Raw genomic sequence first — 21716 nt, 5'->3', positions numbered from 1 at the left:
TTTTTTGGCTGTTCAAAAGAAAAAAACTGTAAAGAAATTGAAGAAACCCAAAGTTGAACCGAAAAAGGATATTCAGCCGGATTCGTATTTTGTGACGATGATGGTTGGCTATCTGGTTTTGCTTGCTGGTGTCATTTTGTTGCTTGGCTGTGTTACAATTTCAATTGTGGGCGAACAGGAAAACTGGCTTGGCGATTACTTTGGCGTGATGTTCCCGAGCTTTATGACATTCCTGTTTGGGCGCGTGGCCGTTGTCGTGTTTACGGCGGCACTTGTGCTTTGGGGGCTGTTTATCGCGATAGCTTCGCTCCGTGCAAAGTTGTTGCGCTTTGCGGTTGGGTTAAGCCTGCTTGCGGTGAATGTATCGTTTCTCATGTCGCTCAAGAATTTTGGCGTAAGGAATGTCTCGAATGATGCGCTTTCGATGAGCGGTGGCGTACTGGGCGAGTTCTTTTTGCAGAATTTGGCGATTCCTGTGTTTGGGCGCGTTTCATATGTGGCTCCGCTGATTATTTTGTTGACCACTTTGGCTTTGATTCTGGTGCTTTCGTTTGGTGTACGTCCGAGACACTTTAAGTTTGTGGCCCAGACGATGCGTTATTTGGCAGGACTTTTTGGACGTCGCCGTAAAGATGAAGTTGATGAACCGAAAACGGAATACGTGCCGAATATCCGCGACGAACGCTCCGAGAAAAAGCAACTTCGCCGTGGCGTTGTAATGGAAGATGAAACGATGATTTTTGTCCCGGATTCTGTGAAAATGCGTCGCCGGGGAAAAGTGGAACCGTTCAACGGACGCCATAACTGGTTGACGGATGAGCTGGACGTGAGCCGTTCGGATATGCAGACTCAGGCCGGTGAATCGTTTGGCTTGCCTCAGTACGGGGCCAGGAATGTCCCGGGTTATGGCTTGCCGGAAAAGGTTGGAAGTGCGAAACCGGGCGATTTGCGAGAAATTCCGGTTGAAAACGCACAAAATGCCCAGTTTGGGAATGTGCCTGCTGGTGCAACGCTGGGCGGGGCTGACGAAGATGGAGTCTATGAAGATCCAGAAATCCGTCGCCTGGAAGAAGAATTGCGTTTGAACGAGCGGCACATGAATGCACTCCAGATTCTGGAAATCAAGGAACGCATTGGCGCGCTCCGCCGTGCCCGCGACTTGATCGACTGGGAAAAGGGCCATAAGGGCCGTATGCAGGTGAAGGGTGATGTGCGCCGAACGGCGGGTTCTGAAACCGTAGATGCTGCTGTTGCTGGAAATGCCGGCGGAAATGCTTCGCCGAAGCCTGCTAAGCCTGTGACGGTGGCTGCACCGAAGGTGGCAAAACCTGCGGGTGGTGACGCGAAATCTTCGACAAGTGCAAATACGATTGTCCGTGATGCGACACTTTCGGATTCTGTAGCAACGCGAGCCGCTATCCATGCCGAAGAACTTTTGGGAGGCGATGGCGCCTACGTAGAGGATTTCCCGGGAAGCCCTGCGGTCGATGATGATGAAACGTACGCTCCGGTGGTCGTGACTGCTGATGAAGTGGGTGAAGACCCGACTTTCGGAGCTGATTTCGGAGGAAATGCTGGCGGGAGTGCTAATGGAAATGCGCGCCCGGCGGTGCATTCGGCTGCAATCCCTGCTGCTCCGACGGCATCTTATGACGAATACAAGATTCCTGAAATCGCAAAGATTCTTGACACGCACGAAGTCCAGACGGCTGACTATACCGAAGAAGAGCTGAACGCTATCGGCAAGATGCTTGAAGAAAAGCTTGAAAACTTCAAGGTGAAGGGCCGCGTGATCGGTTGCGAAACGGGCCCGATGATTACCCGATTTGAAGTGGAACCGGGCCCGGGCGTAAAAGTGAGCCGTTTCTCGGCTTTGCAAGAAGACTTGGCGCTCCCGCTCAAGGTTTCGTCCATCCGCATTTTGGCGCCGATTCCCGGCAAGGCGGCGGTCGGTGTGGAAATCCCGAATCGCAAGTTCCAGACTGTGTTCTGCCGCGATGTGTTCATGAGCGAAAAGTTCAAGCCTGCGCACGACAAAATTCTTGTGGCGCTAGGGAAGGACATCACCGGCGAATCGTTCACGATGGACTTGGCAAAGGCTCCGCACTTGCTGATTGCTGGTCAGACAGGTTCCGGTAAGTCTGTTTGCATTAACGCGCTCATGGCGTCGATGCTCTTTAGCAAGACTCCGGATGAACTTCGCATGATTCTCGTGGACCCGAAGGCGGTGGAACTCAAGATGTACGAGAACATCCCGCACCTCTTGGCGCCTGTCATCACCAAGCCCGAAATTGCTATCCAGGCGCTCCAGTGGCTCTGCTACGAGATGGACCGCCGTACGGAAGTCTTGGCATCTGCAAAGGTGCGTAACATCGGCGGCTTTAACGCAAAGTTCGAAGCGGGTGAATTGCCGGATGAAGTTCCTGAAGAAGATCGCGGCCACCGCATGGCGTTTATCGTCGTGATTATCGATGAAATGGCGGACCTCATGATGGTCGCCGGCAAGGAAATTGAAAAGTCCGTAGCCCGCTTGGCGGCTAAGGCTCGTGCTGTGGGCATCCACTTGGTGCTGGCGACACAGCGTCCGTCTGTGAAGGTCATTACGGGTATCATCAAGGCGAACTTGCCGACGCGAATCAGCTTCAAGGTGGCGTCGCAGATTGACGCCCGCACGGTGATGGACCATGCCGGTGCTGAAAAACTTTTGGGCCGTGGCGACATGCTTTACAAGGCCGTGAATGACCCGGATCCGGTGCGCGTACATGGGGCGTTCTTGAGCGACGAAGAAGCCGAACGCTTGGCCGATGCCTGCTCCGACCAGAACGTGTTCTACCCGCAGGTGGAATCGTTCGACGTTTCGGGCGGCGAAGAGGGCGATGAAGAAGGCGGCGGTTCTCTCAAGAACGAGAAACTCGACAAGCTCTTGTTTGAAGTTGCGCAATGGGCGATTAGTGTGAACGGTCTTTCGACTTCGGCTGTGCAACGTCACTTTAGCGTGGGGTACAGCCGAGCAGGTAAGATTGTGGACCAGCTTTATGGCCTTGGCGTGTGCGGTCCGAGCAAGGGCAACTCGAAACCGCGAGCCATGCTTATTGGAATGGACGAACTCATGCAACTCGAACGCTCCGGAAGATTTGGTTAGGTGAGTTAGGTATGGGCGCGCTCGTTACACTCGCTTTGGGCTATGAGGACGCTACGCTTTGAGAAATTGCTCAGACCCCATTCCTCAAAGGGCCGTTAGGCCCGTGCCCATAGCTACATTTCTATATATTATTGACCAATGACTATGAAAGAATACGCTCCTGCAAAAATCAATTTGTTTTTAGATGTCATCCGCAAGCGCGAAGATGGCTACCACGATCTTGGAACTGTTTTCCAGACCGTTGATGCTGGCGATACGGTCGAAGCGACGCTTCGCGAAGATGGCGAAATTCATTTGACGTACAATGAACCGCAGAACTATCCGCTGGAATCGGACCTTGTGTTCAAGGCGGCAAAAGCTCTCAAGGAATATGCCAATTGCGCTCTCGGTGCCAACATCCACCTCACGAAGGTCATGCCGCTTGGGGCGGGCCTTGGCGGTGGCAGTGCCGATGCTGCGGCAACGCTCCGTTTGCTCAACAACTTGTGGAACTTGAACCTCCCGTTCGAGACGTTGGAATCTATCGGAACCCGTCTTGGCGCCGATGTGCCGTTCCTCGTTCGTGGCGGAACCGCTTTTGCCGAAGGCATCGGCGAACGTTTGATGTTTGTGGATCCGCTGGATCTCCCGGAAGGGGCTGCGCTCCTCATTGCGACCCCGCTTGATTCCGTGCCGACGAAGGATGCCTATGCGGGAGTCCCGAAGTCTGGCCCGGACCGTTGGGAACAGTACAAGGCTGCTTGGAATGCTCAAGATGCCGCGCAGTTCAAAGCCGCGCAATCCCAAAGCGCGAAGTCTACAATTCCGCAGTTCCTGAATCCGGATTCCTGTTTCAACGCGTTCGAAATTTCTGTGTTCCCGACGCACCCGCTTGTCGCCGAAATGAAGCAAAAGTTCATTGAACTTGGGGCCGATGTCGCCTTGATGTCTGGTTCGGGCGCCTCTGTTTTCGGGATTTTCAGGACCAAGGAACTTGCTGAAAAGGCTGCCGCTGCGATGAAACCGATTTCCCGCTACCAGACGGTCACCAAGTTCTGGCATCGGTAGTGTGGCTTTTTTTGTCAAAATGCGCGAAAAATGAATTTTTTCAGCTCTTTTTTTGCTCGTTAATCTTTGACAAAAGAGACTTTTTTACTATCTTTGTCGCACCATTGGGGTATCGTCAAGTGGTAAGACAACGGATTTTGATTCCGTTATTCGTAGGTTCGAATCCTGCTACCCCAATGAATTTTTTTATCTAATGGAGATAACACAATGGAACTCACAACGCTCAAAGCTGCCTCGAGAGTGCTAGGTGCAAACCGCGACAACGCCCGTTTGCGTAAGGCTGGTCAGATTCCGGCCGTCTATTATGGTAAGGGTATCGAAGCTAAGAACATCAGCGTCAGCGAAATTGACTTGCGCAAGGTTCTTGCTCCGGGCAAGCGTTACACGCTTCTTGACCTCGAAATCGACGGCAAGGCTGGCAATCCGGCTCTCGTCTACAGTGTCCAGAAGGACGCTCTCACCCAGAAGATCACGCACGTTGACTTCATCAAGATCGCTGAAGACGAATTCGTTAAGGTTCGTATCCCGGTCAAGCTTTCCGGTCTCCCGGTTGGCGTGAAGACTCAGGGCGGTCTCTTCTCTCAGGAAGCTCGTTATCTCATGCTCGCTGCTAAGCCGGCAAGCATCCCGTCTGTTCTCGAATTGGACATCTCCAACTTCGAAACGAACGTGACCTTCTACGCTAAGGATTTCAAGCTCCCGGAAAACGTTACGCTCGCTTCTGGCCCGCGCACCGTTATCTTCACGATTTCTTCTAAGTCCAAGAAGAAGGATGCTGCTGCTGCTCCGGCTGCTGACGCCGCTGCCGCTGCTGCTCCGGCTGCCAACTAATTCTGGCAACAAGCTGAAAGGCTTTAAGAGACCTGCTCCGATTGGGGCGGGTCTTTTTGATTTGTTATAAATAATATCCTATATTTGCGGCATGAAATTCTTAAAGATACTGTTTTGTGGTGGTCTTGTTTCGTTTCTAGGCTGCGCTGGTTCTGGGTCTACGGCTGGACATAACGATGCTGATGATATCCGTGCTAGGGCAGAACTTGCTTACAGTGAACTTGACAATGTCGCACTCTCTTCTTCATCGAGTATATCACAAGATGCGGAACTGCCATTGCAAACAGTTGTGGATTCCCGGTTTTCGCTTGTTGAACTGTTGCAGTCTTCGACGTGCCCGGATGATGATTTGCGTGGCGTAGGTATCGCTGGTGATGCAAGTACCGCTCTTGTTCTTGCGCAAAAGGATATTGCCGTGCAAATCCAGTCCGTTGTTGTTGCAAGGATTGAAGATGTTCGTCGTTCTGATGTCGATGCCAACGGGAATGAGCTTGTACAGTCGTCGTATGAAGCTAAAACGCAGGTGCTTGCTCGTCTGCAAAATGCCCAGGATGCAAAACCGATTGCCACACTGAATGCTGGCGATAAGTTTGGCGTCGTTGCCTGCATGCGGAGAGCCGATGCGGCAAGGCCTTTTATCCAGGAATTTAATTTGTTACAGGATTCTCTGAAATTGGCGGTTAAGCTTTTCGAGGAGCAAAAGCATCCCTTGGTGAAAAACGACGCTTTCCGTACGGCGCAAGATGCTTTTGTCCGTTTGACTGATATTGGTTCCGTGATTAAAGGTATTGGCGCTGAATTTGATGACCAGTCGAAGTCGATGTTCGATTCGCTTCAGCAGAAATACAGTGTATTCCGTTCCCAGTATGCCTTTTATTATCAGTTGGCAGATGGTAAGGATGCTTTGGTGTCTCAGCTTCATCGTAGTACTTTTGAACGTATTTCGGAAAGGTATCCTGTGCGTACGGCAAAGTGTACAAGTGGCCTCTTGCTGAAATTGGATATTTCGCCTGTTGAATGTTCCGAAGGCAGTCTTGGAATTAACTGTGTGTCGGACTTGTATTTGTCAGGTTCGAATTGCGAAGGGGAACCTTACTTTAGTCTTCAGGCTAAGGTTAAAGGGGCCGGGCGCTATGATACAAAAGAGGCGAAAAAACGCTTGAAGGAAAATGTATCTAGGGGAGCCTGGTTTAAGGAATGGGTGATCGAACTTGACAAGTGGAGATTGAAATGATTCGTTTAGCGTTTGTTGTCCTGCTGATGGTTTCGCTTTCCTGGGCTGGAAATTTTACTCCAGATCAAGAATCGCGCAGGATGAGTTTGCCGGCAACCCTTTCCGATTCGCTTCCGTGGTTTGCTGTTCGAGAAATTTCTGAAAATTCACTGCCGTTTACTCGTTCCCATTTGGCAAAGATTGCTAGGAAAAGCGAGCGTACGGCGTTGGTTTATTTTGCGACGTGGTGCATTCCTTGCAGGGTTGGCGTCAGGCGGCTTGCTGAAAATTTTGAAGAACTGCAAAAGAACAAGGTTTCGGTGGTGCTTGTGAATATCGGCGAACAAGATGAAAACCTTGTTATGAACTGGGTGGAGAAAAATCATGCGACAAAGTTTATGGTCATAGGTGATCCGTTCAAGCGCCTTACTGAAGGTTTTGGACTTGTAAAAGAAAACGAAAAGATCAGCCTCCCGCGCACGATTGTATTGGACAAAAAAATCAAACCTTTGTTCATGCTTGGTGAAGAGGGAAGAGACTGGCCTCAGGTCCTTTGGAGTAAATAGGTTTTATTATGTATTTAATTGTCGGTCTTGGAAATCCTGGTACTCAGTACTCGAATACTCATCATAACGCCGGATTTATGGCGGTCGAAAAGCTAGCCGATCCTAGCAAGGACTGGAAGAGCGAACACAAGGCGCTTACCATGAAGGTGAACATCGCGGGTGAAGAATGCCTGCTTGTTAAACCGCAAACTTATATGAACTTGTCTGGCGAGGCCGTGCAGGCACTCATGACCTGGTATAAGGTGAAGGTCGATCACCTGCTCGTTTTCAGCGATGACATTAATTTGGATGTAGGCCGTATCCGTTGCCGCAAGGACGGCAGCCACGGCGGCCAGAACGGACTGCGCAATATCATTGAGCATGTGGGCGACAAGTTCCCGCGCATCCGCTTTGGCGTGGGCAAGTGCCCTCCGAAATTTGACCTCAGCAACTGGGTCCTGGCGAAGTTCTCGCCCGAGGACCGCCCGAAATTCGATGAGGCGATTGCAAAGGTCCCTGCTCTTGTGGAATGCTATTTTAAACTCGGCATCGAAAAGTGCATGGAACGCTACAACGGAAAGTAGTTCCGATATAACGCATTGATAGAAATGCTATAAAGTCCTCAATCATTTTGCCTAAGATCATCACCGCGGGAACTGCAGTGATGTTCGGATTTAAATGCCGAAAAGTGTTAAAAGTCCCTTGACAGGCTAATGATTATTAGCTAGTTTGATTTTATTGGCTAATAAATGTTAGCTTGTGGAGCATGTCAAATTTGAATTGCTATAACGATTAGGGAAAACTATGAACGCTTTTGTCATTATTGATATCCAAAACGATATTACGAAGCATTACAAGGACATTGTCGAAAAAATCAACGAAGCGGTAGATTGGGCGCAAACGTGCGGCATGGAAATTGTCTACATCAAGCATAACAATCTTTCGGCGGGAACGCGAACTTTTAAGCCGGATACAAAAGGCGCTGAACTTGCTCCTGAATTGAAAGTTGTGTCGAAAAATATTTTTGTAAAGACAAAATCCAACTCGCTTACGAGCGAGGCGTTTGCAGATTTTATTCAGAGAAATGGAATTGACGAATTCTTTATCGCAGGGGCGGATGCGACCGCTTGCGTGAAATCCACTTGTTTCAACATGGCGAAAGCGGGCTACAAGGTTCATGTTGTCTCTGACGGCGTGACTAGCTATGACTTGAAAAAAGTTCCTGAAATGCTTGCTTATTACGCGTCAAAAGGCTGTGAAGTCAAGACGCTGGCGGAGTATAGAAAGTAGCCGGGGCGTTACGGGGCGGCGACTGAGCGCCCGTTCGAAGGGGTAGCGGAAGACCCGGCTGGAGACCCGTTCGACTTCGTGCTTTGCACTTCGCTCAGGGTGACACATACAGCCGGGGCTGTAGAGAGGGGGAGACTTCCCCCTTTCTCCTGAAAACTCATGGCTCACGACTCACTGCTTATTGCTTGCTGTTCATCGTTCAAGGCTTGCGGCTCATCGCTAAAACGCTCTTTTTTACATATTTCTAGTAACTAATAACTAGGAACTTGGAACTAATTTTACTATATTCAATGCGCAAAAGAGGTACTATATGAAACTTTTGCCAGAAGCATTGACGTTTGATGACGTCCTACTCGTTCCCGCTGAATCTTCTGTTCTTCCGGCTCAGACGGATGTGAGCACTCAGCTCGCCCCGAATATCAAGCTGAACATTCCTATCATCAGTGCTGCAATGGATACCGTTACGACGGCTCCGCTCGCTATTTCCCTCGCTTTGCAGGGTGGCCTTGGCATTATTCACAAGAACATGTCTATCGAAGACCAGGCTGAAGAAGTCCGCAAGGTCAAGCGCTGGCAGTCCGGTATCGTCACGAATCCGGTGACGCTCGATGCAGACCAGCCGGTCTCTGCTGCTTTTGAACTCCGCGCCAAGAACAAGGTGAGCGGTTTCCCGATCCTTTCGAAGGGCAAGCTTGTGGGTATGCTCACGAGCCGCGACCTTCGCACCGTTAGCGACATGAATGTGAAGATTAGCTCCATCATGACCAAGGATCCTGTGACGGCAAGCCCGAAGGTGAGCCTCGCCAAGGCGAAGGAAATCCTCGCCGAAAAGCGCATTGAAAAGCTCCCGCTCGTGGACGCTTCTGGTGCTTTGAAGGGCCTCATCACGATGACGGACATCTTGAAGCGCGAAAACAACCCGAACGCAAGCCTTGACAAGAATGGTCAGTTGCTCGTCGGTGCTGCTGTCAGCACTTCTGCAAATACTCTTGAACGCGTTGCTGCCCTCGTGGACGCAGGCGTTGACCTGTTGATTATCGATACGGCTCACGGCCACCACATCGGTGTGCGTAACATGGTGAAGACCGTTCGCAAGAAATATCCGAAACTTACGATTTGCGCCGGTAACGTTTGCACGCCGGAAGCTGTCGAAGAACTCGCCAAGTGCGGTGCGAACATCGTCAAGGTGGGTATCGGTCCGGGTTCCATTTGCACGACCCGTATCATTGCTGGTGTCGGTTACCCGCAGTTCTCCGCTGTCGTGGAATGCGGCAAGATGGCTCGCAAGGTCGGCGTGAAGATTATCGCTGACGGTGGCCTCAAGTTCTCTGGCGACATCGTGAAGGCTCTCGCTGCTGGCGGTCACGCTGTGATGGTGGGTTCTCTCTTTGCCGGTACCGAAGAAGCTCCGGGCGAAGTCATCCTCGCTGATGGTCGTAGCTACAAGAGCTACCGCGGCATGGGCTCTCTCGGCGCTATGAAGGCTGGCTCTGCTGACCGTTACTTCCAGGGTGGCGTTCAGGAACCGCGCAAGTTCGTTCCGGAAGGCATCGAAGGCCGTGTTCCGTACAAGGGACCGCTCCGCGACACCGTTTACCAGCTGATTGGCGGTATCCACTCTGCTATGGGTTATGCCGGTGCTGCTAACCTCGAAGAACTCTACAAGAAGGCAACCTTTGTCCGTATCACGGGCGCAGGCCTCCGTGAATCTCATCCGCACGATGTGACCATCACGAAGGAAGCTCCGAACTACCGCACAGGCGACTAAGTCGCTTTCGCCTTCTCAAAAAAAAACTTCAATCCGTTGCATACAGGTGCAGCGGATTTTTTTATTATTTGCAAAAAAATTGGAATAATATCAAAGAAGGAGTTGAAAATGAGAAATGTTAAGTTGTTTGTTGCCTTGGCCTTGTGTGGCCTAGCCCTTGTCGGTTGTTCGGCTTCGAAGCAGCACAAAGATCCGTCGTGGACGGCGAAACCATCAAATTTACAGGTGGTGTTCACTGCACCTGTTGTTTTGGATTCGGCAAAGGATAATTGCCCGATGTTCCCTTGGTATTATAGCGCTTCTGGTGTAGCAGGAGGGGGCGCAAAAACTATATGTGAGAAGGATGCTCTTATGCTGCCCGATGAAATGAAAAAGATGTCGGAGTGGTTCTTGAGCAATGTCGATAATACGCTTAAGTTCAATTCAAGTTCTCATTATAAGATCAGTGAAGTTTCAAAGGATCTTGTTTCTTACTCTGAAAAAGATGCTGATGGTGAAAAATTTCGTGTTCCTGTGCTGAAATCTATGTCGGACAGTGCCGATGTCTATATGGTTTTGGATAGTATTCGGCTGAAGTCCAATATCCGCGTGATGGAAGGGGCTTCTACAAATTTGGTGTCTGTAGGCATGAGTGTTGGATCTACCATAAATAATAATTGCGTACATATATCGGCTTCGTACGCTTTTTACGAGGTGAAAACTGCAAAACCGCTGGATTATGGTTATTTGGAAGAATCGCAATGCTCGGACCAGAATGTAATTGAGCATGACTGGCAGAATGTTCTACGAGACCTGATTCTGCACATGATTGATAAAACTCCAATTGCGCAGTTTTAAATAAGAAAACGCAGCTTCGCCAGGCTGCGTTTTTTGATATATATTAGGGATGAGAGTGTATTATGAACAGTAAGTCTAGTTTTAGTAGGTTGTTTGCGGCTGTGCTCGCGGGGGCGCTTGCGGTTCCGTTTGCTTTTGTCGCGTGTGGCGATTCGCCGAATGGTTTGCCTGTTGCTGAGGGCGAAGATTCATCTTCTTCGCAAGAGTCTTCGTCTTCTGAAATGCTTGCGAGTTCAAGTTCGGTGAAGCCTGCTGAATCTTCGAGCGATCGCGCTTTATCAAGTTCGTCTTCGGAAAAGTCTGCGCAATCATCTTCTTCCGCGAAACCTGCGGGATCGTCGGACAGTGGTGTTTGCACGAGCTGCGATAGCTATACGGCCGCAGATCCGATACTTGTGGAAAATGGCGGCAAGGGTTCCGTGACGACTTACGGAAGCATCACTGCGAAAGAAACGAGTCTCGGCGGTGCCTGCAATTACGGACAGACGAATATCCAGTATTATGCGGCCATCCATGTGAATGTTTCTCCGGGTGATGATAAAGGACCGTGGGATGGCGGCATGGCTTGTGGCGGCTGCGTTCACGTGAAGGCTAAAACGCCGGATGGCTGGAAAGAGGTGACTGTGCGCATTACGGACCGATGCCCGGATGCAGACTGCGGCGTGGATTTGGGCGGTGCGCCCGCTAGTGACATCATGGGGATTCAGGTCGGCCGCTATTATGGCGAATGGGAATTTGTGAGCTGCGAAGGAGTCGAAGGCGTGTGGGGAGATTCCACATCCATTTGGGTCAAGGAAGGCGCAAGCGAATTCTGGAGCATTATCCAAGTGCGCAATCCGAAAGATGCTGTCCGCAAAATTGTGTTCAACGAGTTGGATGGCGACAAGACTTATCCGCTTGAATTTGTTGTCGGGACGGAAAACTTTTGGACCGTTCCGCTGGAAATTTTGCAATCGGAAAAAAGTTACAGCGTAGTCGTCACTTACCGCACCGGCACGGATGACGAATGGATTTTAAAGGGTTCTGATTTGGCGGTGCCGGAAGCGAACCTTTATCTGTACGAACATCGAAAGAAATAGGAAATCACAGCGCATCTTCGATGCTTGCAGAAACAAAAACGGCGCCTTGGTGGGCGTCGTTTTTTGCGAGAGTCGCGGCTTTTAAAGCCGCGATTTTTTTACTTGTTCAACTTTTCCGTTGCTTCAGCGACGGCGAGCAAGTCCGCTTCCTGGAACGGCTTGCCAATCCACTGGAGGCCAACCGGGAGTCCGCCTGCCATACCGCACGGAACGCTCACGCCCGGGAGACCGGCGAGGTTCAAGCTAACGGTATAGATGTCGGAGAGGTAAACTGCCATCGGGTCGGATTCGTTCATGCCGCACTTGAGCGGGAGACCCGGCATCGTTGGGCTTGCAATCACGTCGCAAGTCTTGAATGCTTCGGTGAAGTCGTCCGTGATGAGGCGGCGGACCTTCTGAGCCTGCACGTAGTAAGCGTCATAGAAACCAGCGGAGAGGACGTAGCTTCCGAGGAGGATGCGGCGCTGCACTTCCTTGCCGAAACCTTCACTGCGGGACTTGGCGTAAAGGTCGAAGAGCTTACGAGCTTCAGCGCTGCGGTAGCCGTAACGCACGCCGTCGTAGCGGCTGAGGTTGGAGCTTGCTTCTGCCGTTGCAATGATGTAGTAGCTGGACACAGCGTAGCTGATGTGCGGGAGGCTCACTTCCTTGATTGTGGCGCCTTCGGCTTCCATCTTCTTGAGCATGTTTTCGATGGCTGCCTTGCATTCAGCATCGAGGCCTTCGCCAAAGTATTCCTTCGGAACGCCGATGACTTTGCCCTTAACGCCGGTGCCGAGCTTTGCGGTAAAGTCTTCGGTCGGGCGAGTGCTCGTGGTGTTGTCGTGCGGGTCAATGCCGCAGATGGCGCCGAGGAGCGTGGCACAGTCACGAACGGTTGCACCGAACGGACCAATCTGGTCAAGAGAGCTTGCGTAAGCGAGGAGGCCGTAACGGGAAACGCGGCCGTAGGTCGGCTTCAAACCGACAACACCTGTGCAGGCAGCCGGCTGGCGGATAGATCCACCCGTGTCGGAACCGAGAGCGCAGGGAACCGTGCCAGAGGCGACGGCGACTGCGGAACCACCCGAGGAACCACCCGGAACGCGGGATTCATCGAGCGGATTCTTGACCGGGCCGTAGTAAGAGGTTTCGTTGCTGGAACCCATGGCGAATTCGTCCATGTTCGTCTTGCCGACGATGATGGCGCCTGCGGCTTCGAGCTTTTCGAGTGCCGTTGCAGTGTACGGAGCAACAAAGTTGTCGAGAATCTTGGAGGCGGCCGTGGTGCGTGTGCCGGTCAAGCACATGTTGTCCTTCACGGCGACCGGGATGCCATCGAGGGCGCCCAGAGACTTGCCTTCGGCGCGGCGCTTGTCGCTTTCCTTAGCGCGTTCGAGAGCGCGGTCGTTCAGCACCGAGATATAGGCGTTTAAATTCTTTGTAGATTCAATTTTTTCGAGGGAAGCCTGTGCAAGCTTTTCGGCAGTGGTGCTGCCGTTAGCAAGTTGAGCTTGAAGTTCCTGAATAGTCTGCATTATCTTTCTCCGGACCATTTCATAATGTAAAGGGCGATGAACATGCCAATAGCACTTAAAAAGTTCACTTTGATGCCGAATCCAAGTGCAAATTTGACAAGGTACAAATCAATAACAACGGGCTGCGGTGTATCGCCAGAAAAACCGATACTGTAATCGGCTGCCGCTGTAAAAATGTGGTGAACACTGTTATCGTATCCACCAGCGTTCAAGAGGACTCCGAGTTCGCCGAATAAAGCTCCGAGAGCTTCGCTCATGATGCCGCCTAAAATAAGGCCGACAAAGATGAAGAGGACGACACGTGCCAATGAGTTCTTGTGAGTCATGCCGCAAATATAGTATTTTGCAAAGTCATCCTGAACCCTTTATGGGTGAAGGATCCAGTAAAATTTGAATATTAACCCAAATCGATATCGGGTGAAACTTGAATCTTGTAATCGGGGTAGAGTTGGGCCGCTTCGCTCTTGATGGTTTCGAGAGCTTCCTGGGCGTTCACGCCGAATTTAATGACCACGTCAAAGCGCATTTCTTTGGCTTCGATATCCACATAAAAACCGTGCATCTGGAGCGCCCAATCGTGTGACTTGACTTTGTCTAAAATCGTGTCGCGGATTTTGGCGGATTCGTCGTTTTGGGTGTTGTAAGAGTAAACGCCGATAGCGGTGAGGATGACGCCTGTTTCGCTGTAGACCTTCTTTTCAATTTTGCGCGTGAGAGAATCCAGGTCGGCAACAGTCATTGTGTCGGGGAGTTCTACGTGCACGGAGGCGAGTTTCTTTTCAGGACCGTAATCGTTAATGACGAGGTCGTATGCGCCGTGGACGCCTTCTTCGCTGCGGATGAGGCTCTTGATTTGCTTGGTGAGTTCGTTATCATTTTTCTTGCCGAGCAAGTCGCTGACGGTATCCTTCAACATTTCAAAGCCTGCTTTGACGATGAAGATGGAAATAAGAACGCCAACGTAAGCTTCGAGCGAGAGTCCCGTGAAAATGAAGATGAGTGCCGAGGCGAGAACGGAAAGGGAGAGGATGGCGTCAAAGAGAGCATCGGAGCCGGATGCGATGAGCGAACCGGAATTCACGCGTTCGCCTTGCGATTTCACGTAACGCCCGAGGACGACTTTCACGACCACGGCTATGGCGATGATGACAAGCGAAACGGTGGAGTAGTCGGCTTCTTCGGGGTGGATGATTTTTTTGATGGATTCCACACAAGAGGTGATGCCCGCGTAAATCACAATGGAGGCGATGACCATGGCGGTCAGGTATTCAATGCGACCGTAACCGAGCGGGTGCTTTTCGTTGGGCAATTTTCGCGAGAGCTTGTTGCCGACAATCGTGATGATGGACGAGAGTGCGTCCGAGAGGTTGTTCACGGCATCGAGAACGACGGCGATGGAATTAGCCATGAGGCCGATAACCGCCTTGACGCTCGCGAGAATGACGTTGGTGACAATCCCGACAACGCTAGTTTTGACGATGACCTTATTGCGGTTTTCTTCTTTATCAATGTTGTTGAGTGTTTCCGTTTTGGACATATATATTCTCCCTTCTATATTTTTTATTTACTCGTCTAAATTCACTGGATCCTTCGACTCCGTTACACATCGCTCAGGATGACACAAGGTCGGCGAGACTACCGAACCAAACCACCAACCACTGTTTACTAACCACTAATCACTTCCTACAGCCTACTGTCTACTTCCTACTTTATTTAATGCTCCAGTCGATGGGTTCAAGCCCCTTGCTGACAAGGTAAGCGTTTGCCTTGCTAAAGTGCTTGCAGCCGAAGAATCCGCGGTATGCCGAGAGCGGACTCGGGTGCGGAGCGGTGAGAATCAGGTGGCCGCGATTGGGTGCGATGAGCACCTGCTTTTTGATGGCGAAACTGCCCCAGAGCAAAAAGACTAGGTTCTCGCGGACTTGCGAAAGTCGTTGGATGATCGTGTCCGTGAACTGCTGCCAGCCAATGCCTGCGTGGCTGGCAGCCATGTGGGCGCGCACCGTGAGCGAGGCGTTTAAAAGCAAAATTCCCTGATGGGCCCAACCTTCCAAGTTTCCGTGAGGCGGAGGTGTGATGCCGAGGTCATCGTGGAGTTCTTGGAAAATGTTGATGAGGGAGGGCGGTGGCTCGATTCCGAACGGCACGGAAAAGCAAAGCCCGTGAGCCTGGCCCGGATTGTGGTACGGGTCTTGTCCGATGATGACTGCCTTGACTTTATCGACGGGGCAATAGTCGAGGGCTGCAAAAATCTGCGGTCCGGGGGGATACACCACGTGATGTTCCGCGTGTTCCTGCAAAAGTTTTGCCTTGATTTGCTTAAAATATGGCTGTTCGAACTGGTCGGCGAGCAGTTTTAGCCAAGATTCTTCAAGTTTAACGGACATAGGGCTATGGGGTTGTGAGGTAATGGGGTATGGGGTTTAAGTATGGCGCCGTAGGCGCGATTGTTATGCCCAGAGGGAGCCGTAGGCGACCGACCTCAAAGCGAGTGTATACGAGCGTACTCATAGCTCACTCCTCCTCGTAAGTATCGCGATTTTCTCGCCGTCGAGGCGTGTGTAGAATAGCGTTGCGCTGTTTTTGCCTTTGGGCTTTAGGCGCTTGATTTCTTGATCGGGGTCGACTTTGACGCCTCGGAGTTTGAGCGTGAGCTTTCCGATGTCGTGTGATTTGAGCATGGCGCGGATGGCGCCTGTCGAAATCTCGGACGATTCCAAAATCTCGTAGTTAGCAAAGGCGGGGGCGGGGAGCGGCTTTTCGCTCGTCACGTAAGCGATACCCGGCGAAATCAGGTGCGTCGTTTCGTCGTGGGCGAGGGCGACAACGCCAAAGAGGTGGCTGCGGAGCAACACCGGCGCGGGTTCCGCGATGAACTTGGAAATCCCACCAAGAGGCAAGTCGGATTCGCTGCTCGATGTGCGGTAAATGCGGTCGCGGCCTTCGAGCTCATAGTTGTGGTCGTATTGCGATTGTTCGCTCTCGTTGCGGGCTTCGCGCTTTTCGTCGCGGATAAACGTCCAATCGGCGATTTCGTTCCCCGTTTTGTCGACCATCACAGCGCGTACGTGGTCGGGATTCTGGGCGAGTTCGCCGAACAGCACCAAACATTCTCGGCAGTCCGTGCGGGAGCCGATGTACAGGATTTCTGTGCCGCGGGGAATTTCGCAAATGGGGTATCCGGGCGGAATTTTTGCCATGCCGCCTTTGTAGTGCTTCGAAATTTCGATGACTTCTTCGAATGTGGGCGTGAGGTTGCGCAGGTCACGCTGGTTCTCGCCTTCAATCGCGCGGCGGGCGGGGTCAATCGTGAAATAGTCGGCTTTGAGGCGGGCGAGCGTCGCACATTCGGAATCGTTTTCTTTGGCAACTTCGCGGACATCCCCGAGTATGGTGTGCGCAAGGCTGGATTCTGGCGAGACTCCTCGCATTACGCAACTGTTGTAGCGGTACATCGCAAGTCGGTTTTCGTCAAGGTCTACGCCAATGGCTAAAAAATCATTGGGCAAGTAGAACGAATCGCCTCCCATGCCGCAGCAAAGGTCGTGTACGACGGGGGCGCTTTCGCTACTGTTCTTGTTCGCTTGGCGAGCGCTTTCCCAAAGCGATGCTTTCCAGCGCCCGATATCTTGCGCGGTGCTCTGTTCCAGCGCTAGTTTGTCGCAAAGGAGAAACGCGGTACTCTCGATTCCGAATTTTTCGCGGAATTTCGGCACGAGCGCCATATAATCCATAATGGCGGCTCGTTCTTCGTTGCTGAATTCCTTGGCAAGTTGCGTTGAAACTTGCAATGCATCCAATTTTTTCTTGGTTGCAAGCTTGATGAAATCCTGAACTTTAGCCGAAGTAATTAAATCCGCGTTGAACATGCTAGAAATTTAATTTTTATGCAGGAATTTTACAATTTAAAATTTTGAGGATTTGCGATTAAGATGTATTTTTTAAGTATGTCATTCCCGTCTCTGAACGGGAATCGCCTTCTAGAAAGGATTGGGTTGGTATGAAGTCTTTGAAAAATCTTGCAGTGTGTGTGTTTAGTGCTTCGTTGACGCTGTTTATGCTGGGGTGCGGTGACGATCCTGCCTCGTCGCCTGTTTTTGCTTTGAGTTCTTCGTCTGTGCAAGAATCTTCGTCATCGTCCTTAGAAAATTTATCGTCTTCTAGCCAAGATGTTGGTGGCTTCTCGTCGAGCCTTTCCGAACCTGAAGCAGAATCATCTTCATCCATTGCGACATCGTCTGCGGTAGAACCGACGTCGTCTGAAACGTTGCAGAGTTCCTCCTCGTCTGAAGCTCAGTCTTCGGTGGAAGAATCCTCGTCATCGCAAGCGATCAGTTCTTCGGAAACACCTAGTTCATCTTCCGCTCAACCCATAAAAATTGACTTTTATAATGGTGCCGACATTTCCGAAGTCCAGGAGTACGAACGAAATAATACGAAGTTTTACGATGTCGATGGCAAGGAAAGCGACATCTTCACAATCCTGAAAAATCACGGATTCAATTCCATTCGCTTGCGCACGTTTGTTTCGCCCAAGGCAAAGTACGGCTATGCGGCGAGCGGTTGCGGTCACGATTCCGAAGCGTATGGAGACAAGGACCATGTTGTTGCGTTTGCCAAGAAAGTCAGAGCGGCTGGTATGGGCCTTCTCGTGGATATCCATTACAGCGACGTCTGGGCAGATCCGGGCAAGCAGATTATTCCCGAACGCTGGCGTGGTGTGAATAATGCCAATGCGATGGCGGATTCCGTGTATGCGTACACCAAGGATTTGATGCTTGCTCTTAAGAATGCGGGCGCAACGCCTGACATGGTGCAGATAGGCAACGAAACAACGCCTGGCATCTTGATTCATAAGCCAAATAACAATACAGACTGCTGGGGAAATGGCGTCGATAAGGCTGCAACTTCAGTTAATGGCGATATGGGAACCGCCGCAGGCAAGGCAAATGCCGCCAAGTATTTCAATGCGGGCATCAAGGCCGTCAAAGAAGTTTCGCCATCAACGAAAACGGTGCTTCACATTGAACGCATCCGCAAAGAAGAAACCGTAAATTGGTGGATGGGCGTCATCTTTGACGACTATAAAATCCCCGCCGACGTGATGGGCTTCTCCGCTTATACCGCATACGGCGACGGCACTCCCGATAAGTGGAAGAATTTGTTCAATACGATTACGACAAAGTATTCTAAGTTGGAATTTATCGTTGCGGAATACAACGGTGGTGATTCTGACAACCACTACAATTTCGACAAATCTCGCCAAAAGACTCGTGAATTTGTTCGCGAGATGAACCGCTGGATTGGCTCGTTCTTCTGGGAACCGACAATCGGTGGCGCGTGGGGGCCGGGCCTTTTTGACTGGCGCGGTAAAGATCTTTACGCCAACAAGGATGCGTTCAAGGAATTTTTCTAAAACGTAAAAGGGGCCTTGAGGCCCCTGTGATTTCAGCTCGTTTTTTGCGGTTATGCAAATATTCTGTATTATGTTTAAGCAAAAGCTCTTTCGTCAAGGCATTTTTCAAGCTCGACAATGATATCGTCTTTGTTGTAGCCTTTTCCGATAAACACGACTTGGTTTTCGCGGTCGCCAAAACGGGAATCCCAGTTTTCCTTTATTTCAGGATTGTCGGCGAGGTACGATTGCTTGACGTCTTCGCGCAAAGCGTCGATCCAGTAAGAAACTGGCATCACAGACGAGTTGCGACCAGCCTGTTCGAAAAGCTGCACGTCCTTGCTAGCATCCGAGAACCAGATGTATCCTTTGGAACGGATAAGCTGTGATGGGTATCTGTTGTTGACAAATTCCATAAAGCGGTCTCTGTTGAACGGTTGTCTTGCCTCGAAAACGAAAGATGTAATCCCGTATTCGTCTACACAACCGTTGTTCTTGCGGCCTGGCTGGGTTAATGTCGCTGTTGCCTTCTGGATAGCTGAAGAGGAATCTATTTGATCGTAGTTGAACGGCTTTGTCGTCATGATTTTTTCGATGTCGATGTCGCCGTTGACGGAATGGATAATCGGAGCGCGAGGCTGGAAATCACGAACGATGGATTCTACTTCCTTGAGCTGGTCTGCGCTGAGTAAATCACACTTGTTCAAAATGATGAAATTGCAGAATTCAATCTGGTCTACAATCAGTGTCGAAATTTCTTCATCGCTTAAATCGTATTTTTCGGCGAGAGAATCTCTTTTTTCTTTTTTCTGCTTCAATTCGCTAAGGAATTCGCGGTAAATTCTGTCGCCATCGACAACCGTGACGATAGAAGTCAAGTAGACGTTCGTATTTGGATTGTCTTCTTCGTAAGCGAGGAAACTTGCGCTGACTGCGCCCGGGTCGCTGATGCCGGAGGCTTCGACAAACACGACTTCAATGGAATCGAGGTTGGAAATTTTTTCAATCTGCTGGATGAACTCATCGCGCAGCGTACAGCAGATGCAGCCGTTTTGCAGTTCGAACATCGGACATTCGGTGACGTTTGAACCGTTCTTTTTCAAAATTTCAGCATCGACGTTGATGCTTCCCATATCGTTCACGATAAGGGCGACTTTTCTCTTTTCTTGCTTGAGAAGATTGTTCAAAAGCGTGGTTTTACCCGACCCCAAATACCCGGTGATGAGTACCACCGGTTTCTTATTCTTTTTCATAAGAATCCTTTGTTAAAAAATTATGTAATTAAGTTGTTAGCTCGCTAGGCGGCAGTTCTCACAAAGTCCGTAAAAAACAGTGCGGAATGGATCAAGTGCAAAACCATGTTCTGCCATCAGGTGCGAACTCAGCTGTTCAAGATCGTGACATTCGAGATGGATGAGCGTGCCGCATTTTTCGCACTTCAGGTGAAAATGCGAAACTTCTTTGTGGCATTCTTCGCCCATGTATTGGAAGCAGGCGGCGTTCTGTTCGCCAAGGAAATACTTTTGAACAACGCCCATTGCTACAAATTTTTCAATCTGGCGATAGATTGTCGCAATGCCGATAGAAATGTTCTGCTTCTGGAAATAAGCCGACACATCTTCTGCGGTAAAATGGCGGCCCTGCATCGCTTTAAAGCAAGATAGGAGTAGTTCTTGCTGTTTGGTTTTGTATTTAATAATGCCCATGCTTATCTCGAAATTTGATAATCGTTATCAAATTATACTAAAGTAAAAGATATTTGGCAAGGGGAAAGGAATATTTACGGTTCTACTCTAAAAATAAACTTGTTCTTCAAATGGCTTTCTCGGCCTGCGTTTTGTACGCTTTTCCCGAGCGCATCCACGCGCTTGATTTGTGCATTTGGCATTTGTGAAGTGTTATGCCGAGCAGAACTTGCCGCGCGCTTCTTGTGAATGTCGCGGATTCCTGTAGTTTCTTCGCGCAATACAATAGCGATACTGTCGAGAATCGGATTCCCGACGCCTTCGATGTAGTCGTGCGAAACTTCCCAGACCATGATGCCTGCGTAGCCTTTCTCCTTGACCCATCGCGATTTTACGGCGGAAGAATGCGGGTCTTCGAAGGTCACGTATCCATTTGAAGATACGCCGTAGGGTTCTACGGAAACGCTATCGAAATTGAATTTCCATTCTTTGTTTGCAACAATGTCCTTGTACGGTACCTGCTTGGCGGTACCTTTGGTAAAGTCGGTGCCCGGGCCTGTGGCGCCCTTGAATTCAAAGCCAAATGATGGAATTCCGAAGACCATCTTTTCGGCGGGAACTCCGCGTTTGCTCCAGTACTCGAATGTTTCTTGCCACGACCATGTGGTGTATCCGTCATGCGGGTATAGTGGCGAATCAAACATGGCTTTGTCATCCCAGTCGCCGGTCATATCGTAGGTCATGAATCCGAGCCAGTCCAAGTTTTTCACGAGAACTTCGGGCGTGAAATACTTGCCGTAATAGGGGGAGCAGGGGAGTGCTGCGGAGAGACTTTTGTCCTTGGGGAGAGCTTCGCGAAGCTCTGTGAGCAATTTGCTGTAGGCGATAGTATCTGCTTCGGGAACGGGATTGTATTCCCATTCCCAGTCCATGTCGAGTCCGTCGAGATTGTGGTCGGCGACGTATTTGACGAGGCTTGCGACAAATTTTTGACGGAGCGCGTCGTTCGATGCGACGGGTACGAAATTTTCGCTTTGTCCGCCACCGCCGAGCGAGACGATGACTTTTGTACCGGCTGCATGGGCGAGTGTTACCATTTCATCGAGTGCGCTTGGGTCTTCTGCGGCATCTCCGCGCAATGAACCATCCGTGTTTGGTGTAATGAAACTCCACAGCACATGCGTTAATTTGTTGTACGGAACTTTATCTACAGTGTAGGCGGGCTTGTGCCATTTGCCCCAATCGGGGTAATAACCGATAAATAGCGGGGCGGCCCATGCGGAACTAATACCGGCGAGAGTGAAAAGAGAACTAGCGATGAACGCTACAAATGCATGTGAAATTCTATTCTTCATCTTTAAACTCCT

At 50.5% G+C, this 21716-nt stretch carries 19 protein-coding genes and 1 tRNA gene; 12 read left to right on the top strand and 8 right to left on the bottom strand.

Annotated elements, in window-relative coordinates:
- Window positions 1-4 precede the first annotated feature (4 nt).
- From B7990_RS05935 to B7990_RS05885, 11 genes are all read left to right on the top strand, one after another.
- Complete coding sequence (locus tag B7990_RS05935) at window positions 5-3142, top strand: DNA translocase FtsK (protein ID WP_088640103.1); 3138 nt, start codon at window positions 5-7, stop codon at window positions 3140-3142.
- Window positions 3143-3286: 144 nt separating this feature from the next.
- Window positions 3287-4189: a 4-(cytidine 5'-diphospho)-2-C-methyl-D-erythritol kinase gene (gene ispE, locus B7990_RS05930; protein ID WP_088640102.1), complete on the top strand. Its 903-nt coding sequence runs from the start codon at window positions 3287-3289 to the stop codon at window positions 4187-4189.
- Window positions 4190-4294: 105 nt separating this feature from the next.
- A tRNA-Gln gene (locus B7990_RS05925) sits at window positions 4295-4366 on the top strand.
- A gap of 30 nt (window positions 4367-4396) precedes the next feature.
- Complete coding sequence (locus tag B7990_RS05920; RefSeq protein ID WP_088640101.1) at window positions 4397-5020, top strand: 50S ribosomal protein L25; 624 nt, start codon at window positions 4397-4399, stop codon at window positions 5018-5020.
- Between the two features lie 91 nt (window positions 5021-5111).
- Entirely contained in the window at window positions 5112-6254 is a 1143-nt protein-coding gene (locus B7990_RS05915; protein ID WP_141099224.1) for a hypothetical protein, read from the top strand.
- Window positions 6251-6799: a TlpA disulfide reductase family protein gene (locus B7990_RS05910; protein WP_088640099.1), complete on the top strand. Its 549-nt coding sequence runs from the start codon at window positions 6251-6253 to the stop codon at window positions 6797-6799. Before B7990_RS05915 ends, B7990_RS05910 begins: the two co-directional genes overlap by 4 nt.
- A gap of 8 nt (window positions 6800-6807) precedes the next feature.
- Window positions 6808-7362 carry an aminoacyl-tRNA hydrolase gene (gene pth / locus B7990_RS05905; RefSeq protein ID WP_015732305.1) on the top strand — a complete coding sequence of 185 codons (555 nt, stop codon included), beginning with the start codon at window positions 6808-6810 and terminating at the stop codon, window positions 7360-7362.
- A gap of 220 nt (window positions 7363-7582) precedes the next feature.
- Window positions 7583-8068: a cysteine hydrolase family protein gene (locus B7990_RS05900; protein WP_088640098.1), complete on the top strand. Its 486-nt coding sequence runs from the start codon at window positions 7583-7585 to the stop codon at window positions 8066-8068.
- A gap of 310 nt (window positions 8069-8378) precedes the next feature.
- On the top strand, window positions 8379-9836 hold the full coding sequence (gene guaB / locus B7990_RS05895; RefSeq protein WP_088640097.1) for an IMP dehydrogenase: 1458 nt from the start codon (window positions 8379-8381) through the stop codon (window positions 9834-9836).
- A gap of 108 nt (window positions 9837-9944) precedes the next feature.
- Window positions 9945-10673, top strand: coding sequence for a hypothetical protein (locus tag B7990_RS05890; protein WP_088640096.1), 729 nt, complete (start codon window positions 9945-9947; stop codon window positions 10671-10673).
- A 62-nt stretch (window positions 10674-10735) separates the two neighbouring features.
- A complete protein-coding gene (locus B7990_RS05885) occupies window positions 10736-11752 on the top strand; it encodes an expansin-like protein (protein WP_088640095.1) in 1017 nt (338 codons plus the stop codon).
- 98 nt (window positions 11753-11850) lie between these two features.
- On the opposite strand, the gene gatA is transcribed toward B7990_RS05885, so the two are convergent.
- The 5 genes from gatA to B7990_RS05860 form a co-directional block, all read right to left on the bottom strand.
- Window positions 11851-13269 (bottom strand): Asp-tRNA(Asn)/Glu-tRNA(Gln) amidotransferase subunit GatA, encoded by a 1419-nt coding sequence (gene gatA / locus B7990_RS05880; protein WP_088640094.1) that lies wholly within the window; start codon window positions 13267-13269, stop codon window positions 11851-11853.
- Complete coding sequence (locus tag B7990_RS05875) at window positions 13269-13595, bottom strand: DUF4321 domain-containing protein (protein ID WP_072826975.1); 327 nt, start codon at window positions 13593-13595, stop codon at window positions 13269-13271. The genes gatA and B7990_RS05875 overlap by 1 nt, the downstream gene beginning before the upstream one ends.
- Window positions 13596-13666: 71 nt before the next feature.
- Window positions 13667-14806 carry a cation diffusion facilitator family transporter gene (locus tag B7990_RS05870; protein ID WP_088640093.1) on the bottom strand — a complete coding sequence of 380 codons (1140 nt, stop codon included), beginning with the start codon at window positions 14804-14806 and terminating at the stop codon, window positions 13667-13669.
- Window positions 14807-14978: 172 nt separating this feature from the next.
- The gene (gene ung / locus B7990_RS05865) at window positions 14979-15656 is read right to left on the bottom strand and encodes a uracil-DNA glycosylase (protein WP_014547073.1); all 678 of its coding nucleotides are present in this window, start codon (window positions 15654-15656) and stop codon (window positions 14979-14981) included.
- 120 nt (window positions 15657-15776) lie between these two features.
- Window positions 15777-17138 carry a hypothetical protein gene (locus B7990_RS05860; protein WP_088640092.1) on the bottom strand — a complete coding sequence of 454 codons (1362 nt, stop codon included), beginning with the start codon at window positions 17136-17138 and terminating at the stop codon, window positions 15777-15779.
- A 131-nt stretch (window positions 17139-17269) separates the two neighbouring features.
- Here B7990_RS05860 and B7990_RS05855 point away from each other — a divergent pair, with 131 nt between their 5' ends.
- Window positions 17270-18685: a glycosyl hydrolase 53 family protein gene (locus B7990_RS05855; RefSeq protein WP_088640091.1), complete on the top strand. Its 1416-nt coding sequence runs from the start codon at window positions 17270-17272 to the stop codon at window positions 18683-18685.
- Window positions 18686-18759: 74 nt separating this feature from the next.
- Here B7990_RS05855 and B7990_RS05850 read toward each other — a convergent pair whose 3' ends face one another.
- From B7990_RS05850 to B7990_RS05840, 3 genes are all read right to left on the bottom strand, one after another.
- Window positions 18760-19917, bottom strand: coding sequence for a GTP-binding protein (locus tag B7990_RS05850; protein WP_088640090.1), 1158 nt, complete (start codon window positions 19915-19917; stop codon window positions 18760-18762).
- A 36-nt stretch (window positions 19918-19953) separates the two neighbouring features.
- Entirely contained in the window at window positions 19954-20370 is a 417-nt protein-coding gene (locus B7990_RS05845; protein WP_085490729.1) for a Fur family transcriptional regulator, read from the bottom strand.
- Between the two features lie 74 nt (window positions 20371-20444).
- The gene (locus B7990_RS05840) at window positions 20445-21704 is read right to left on the bottom strand and encodes a glycoside hydrolase family 18 protein (RefSeq protein WP_088640089.1); all 1260 of its coding nucleotides are present in this window, start codon (window positions 21702-21704) and stop codon (window positions 20445-20447) included.
- Between the last annotated feature and the right edge of the window lie 12 nt (window positions 21705-21716).

The organism is Fibrobacter sp. UWB4 (genome assembly GCF_002210345.1).
Taxonomy (GTDB): Bacteria; Fibrobacterota; Fibrobacteria; order Fibrobacterales; family Fibrobacteraceae; genus Fibrobacter.
This window is presented reverse-complemented; position numbering and strand designations above follow the sequence as displayed.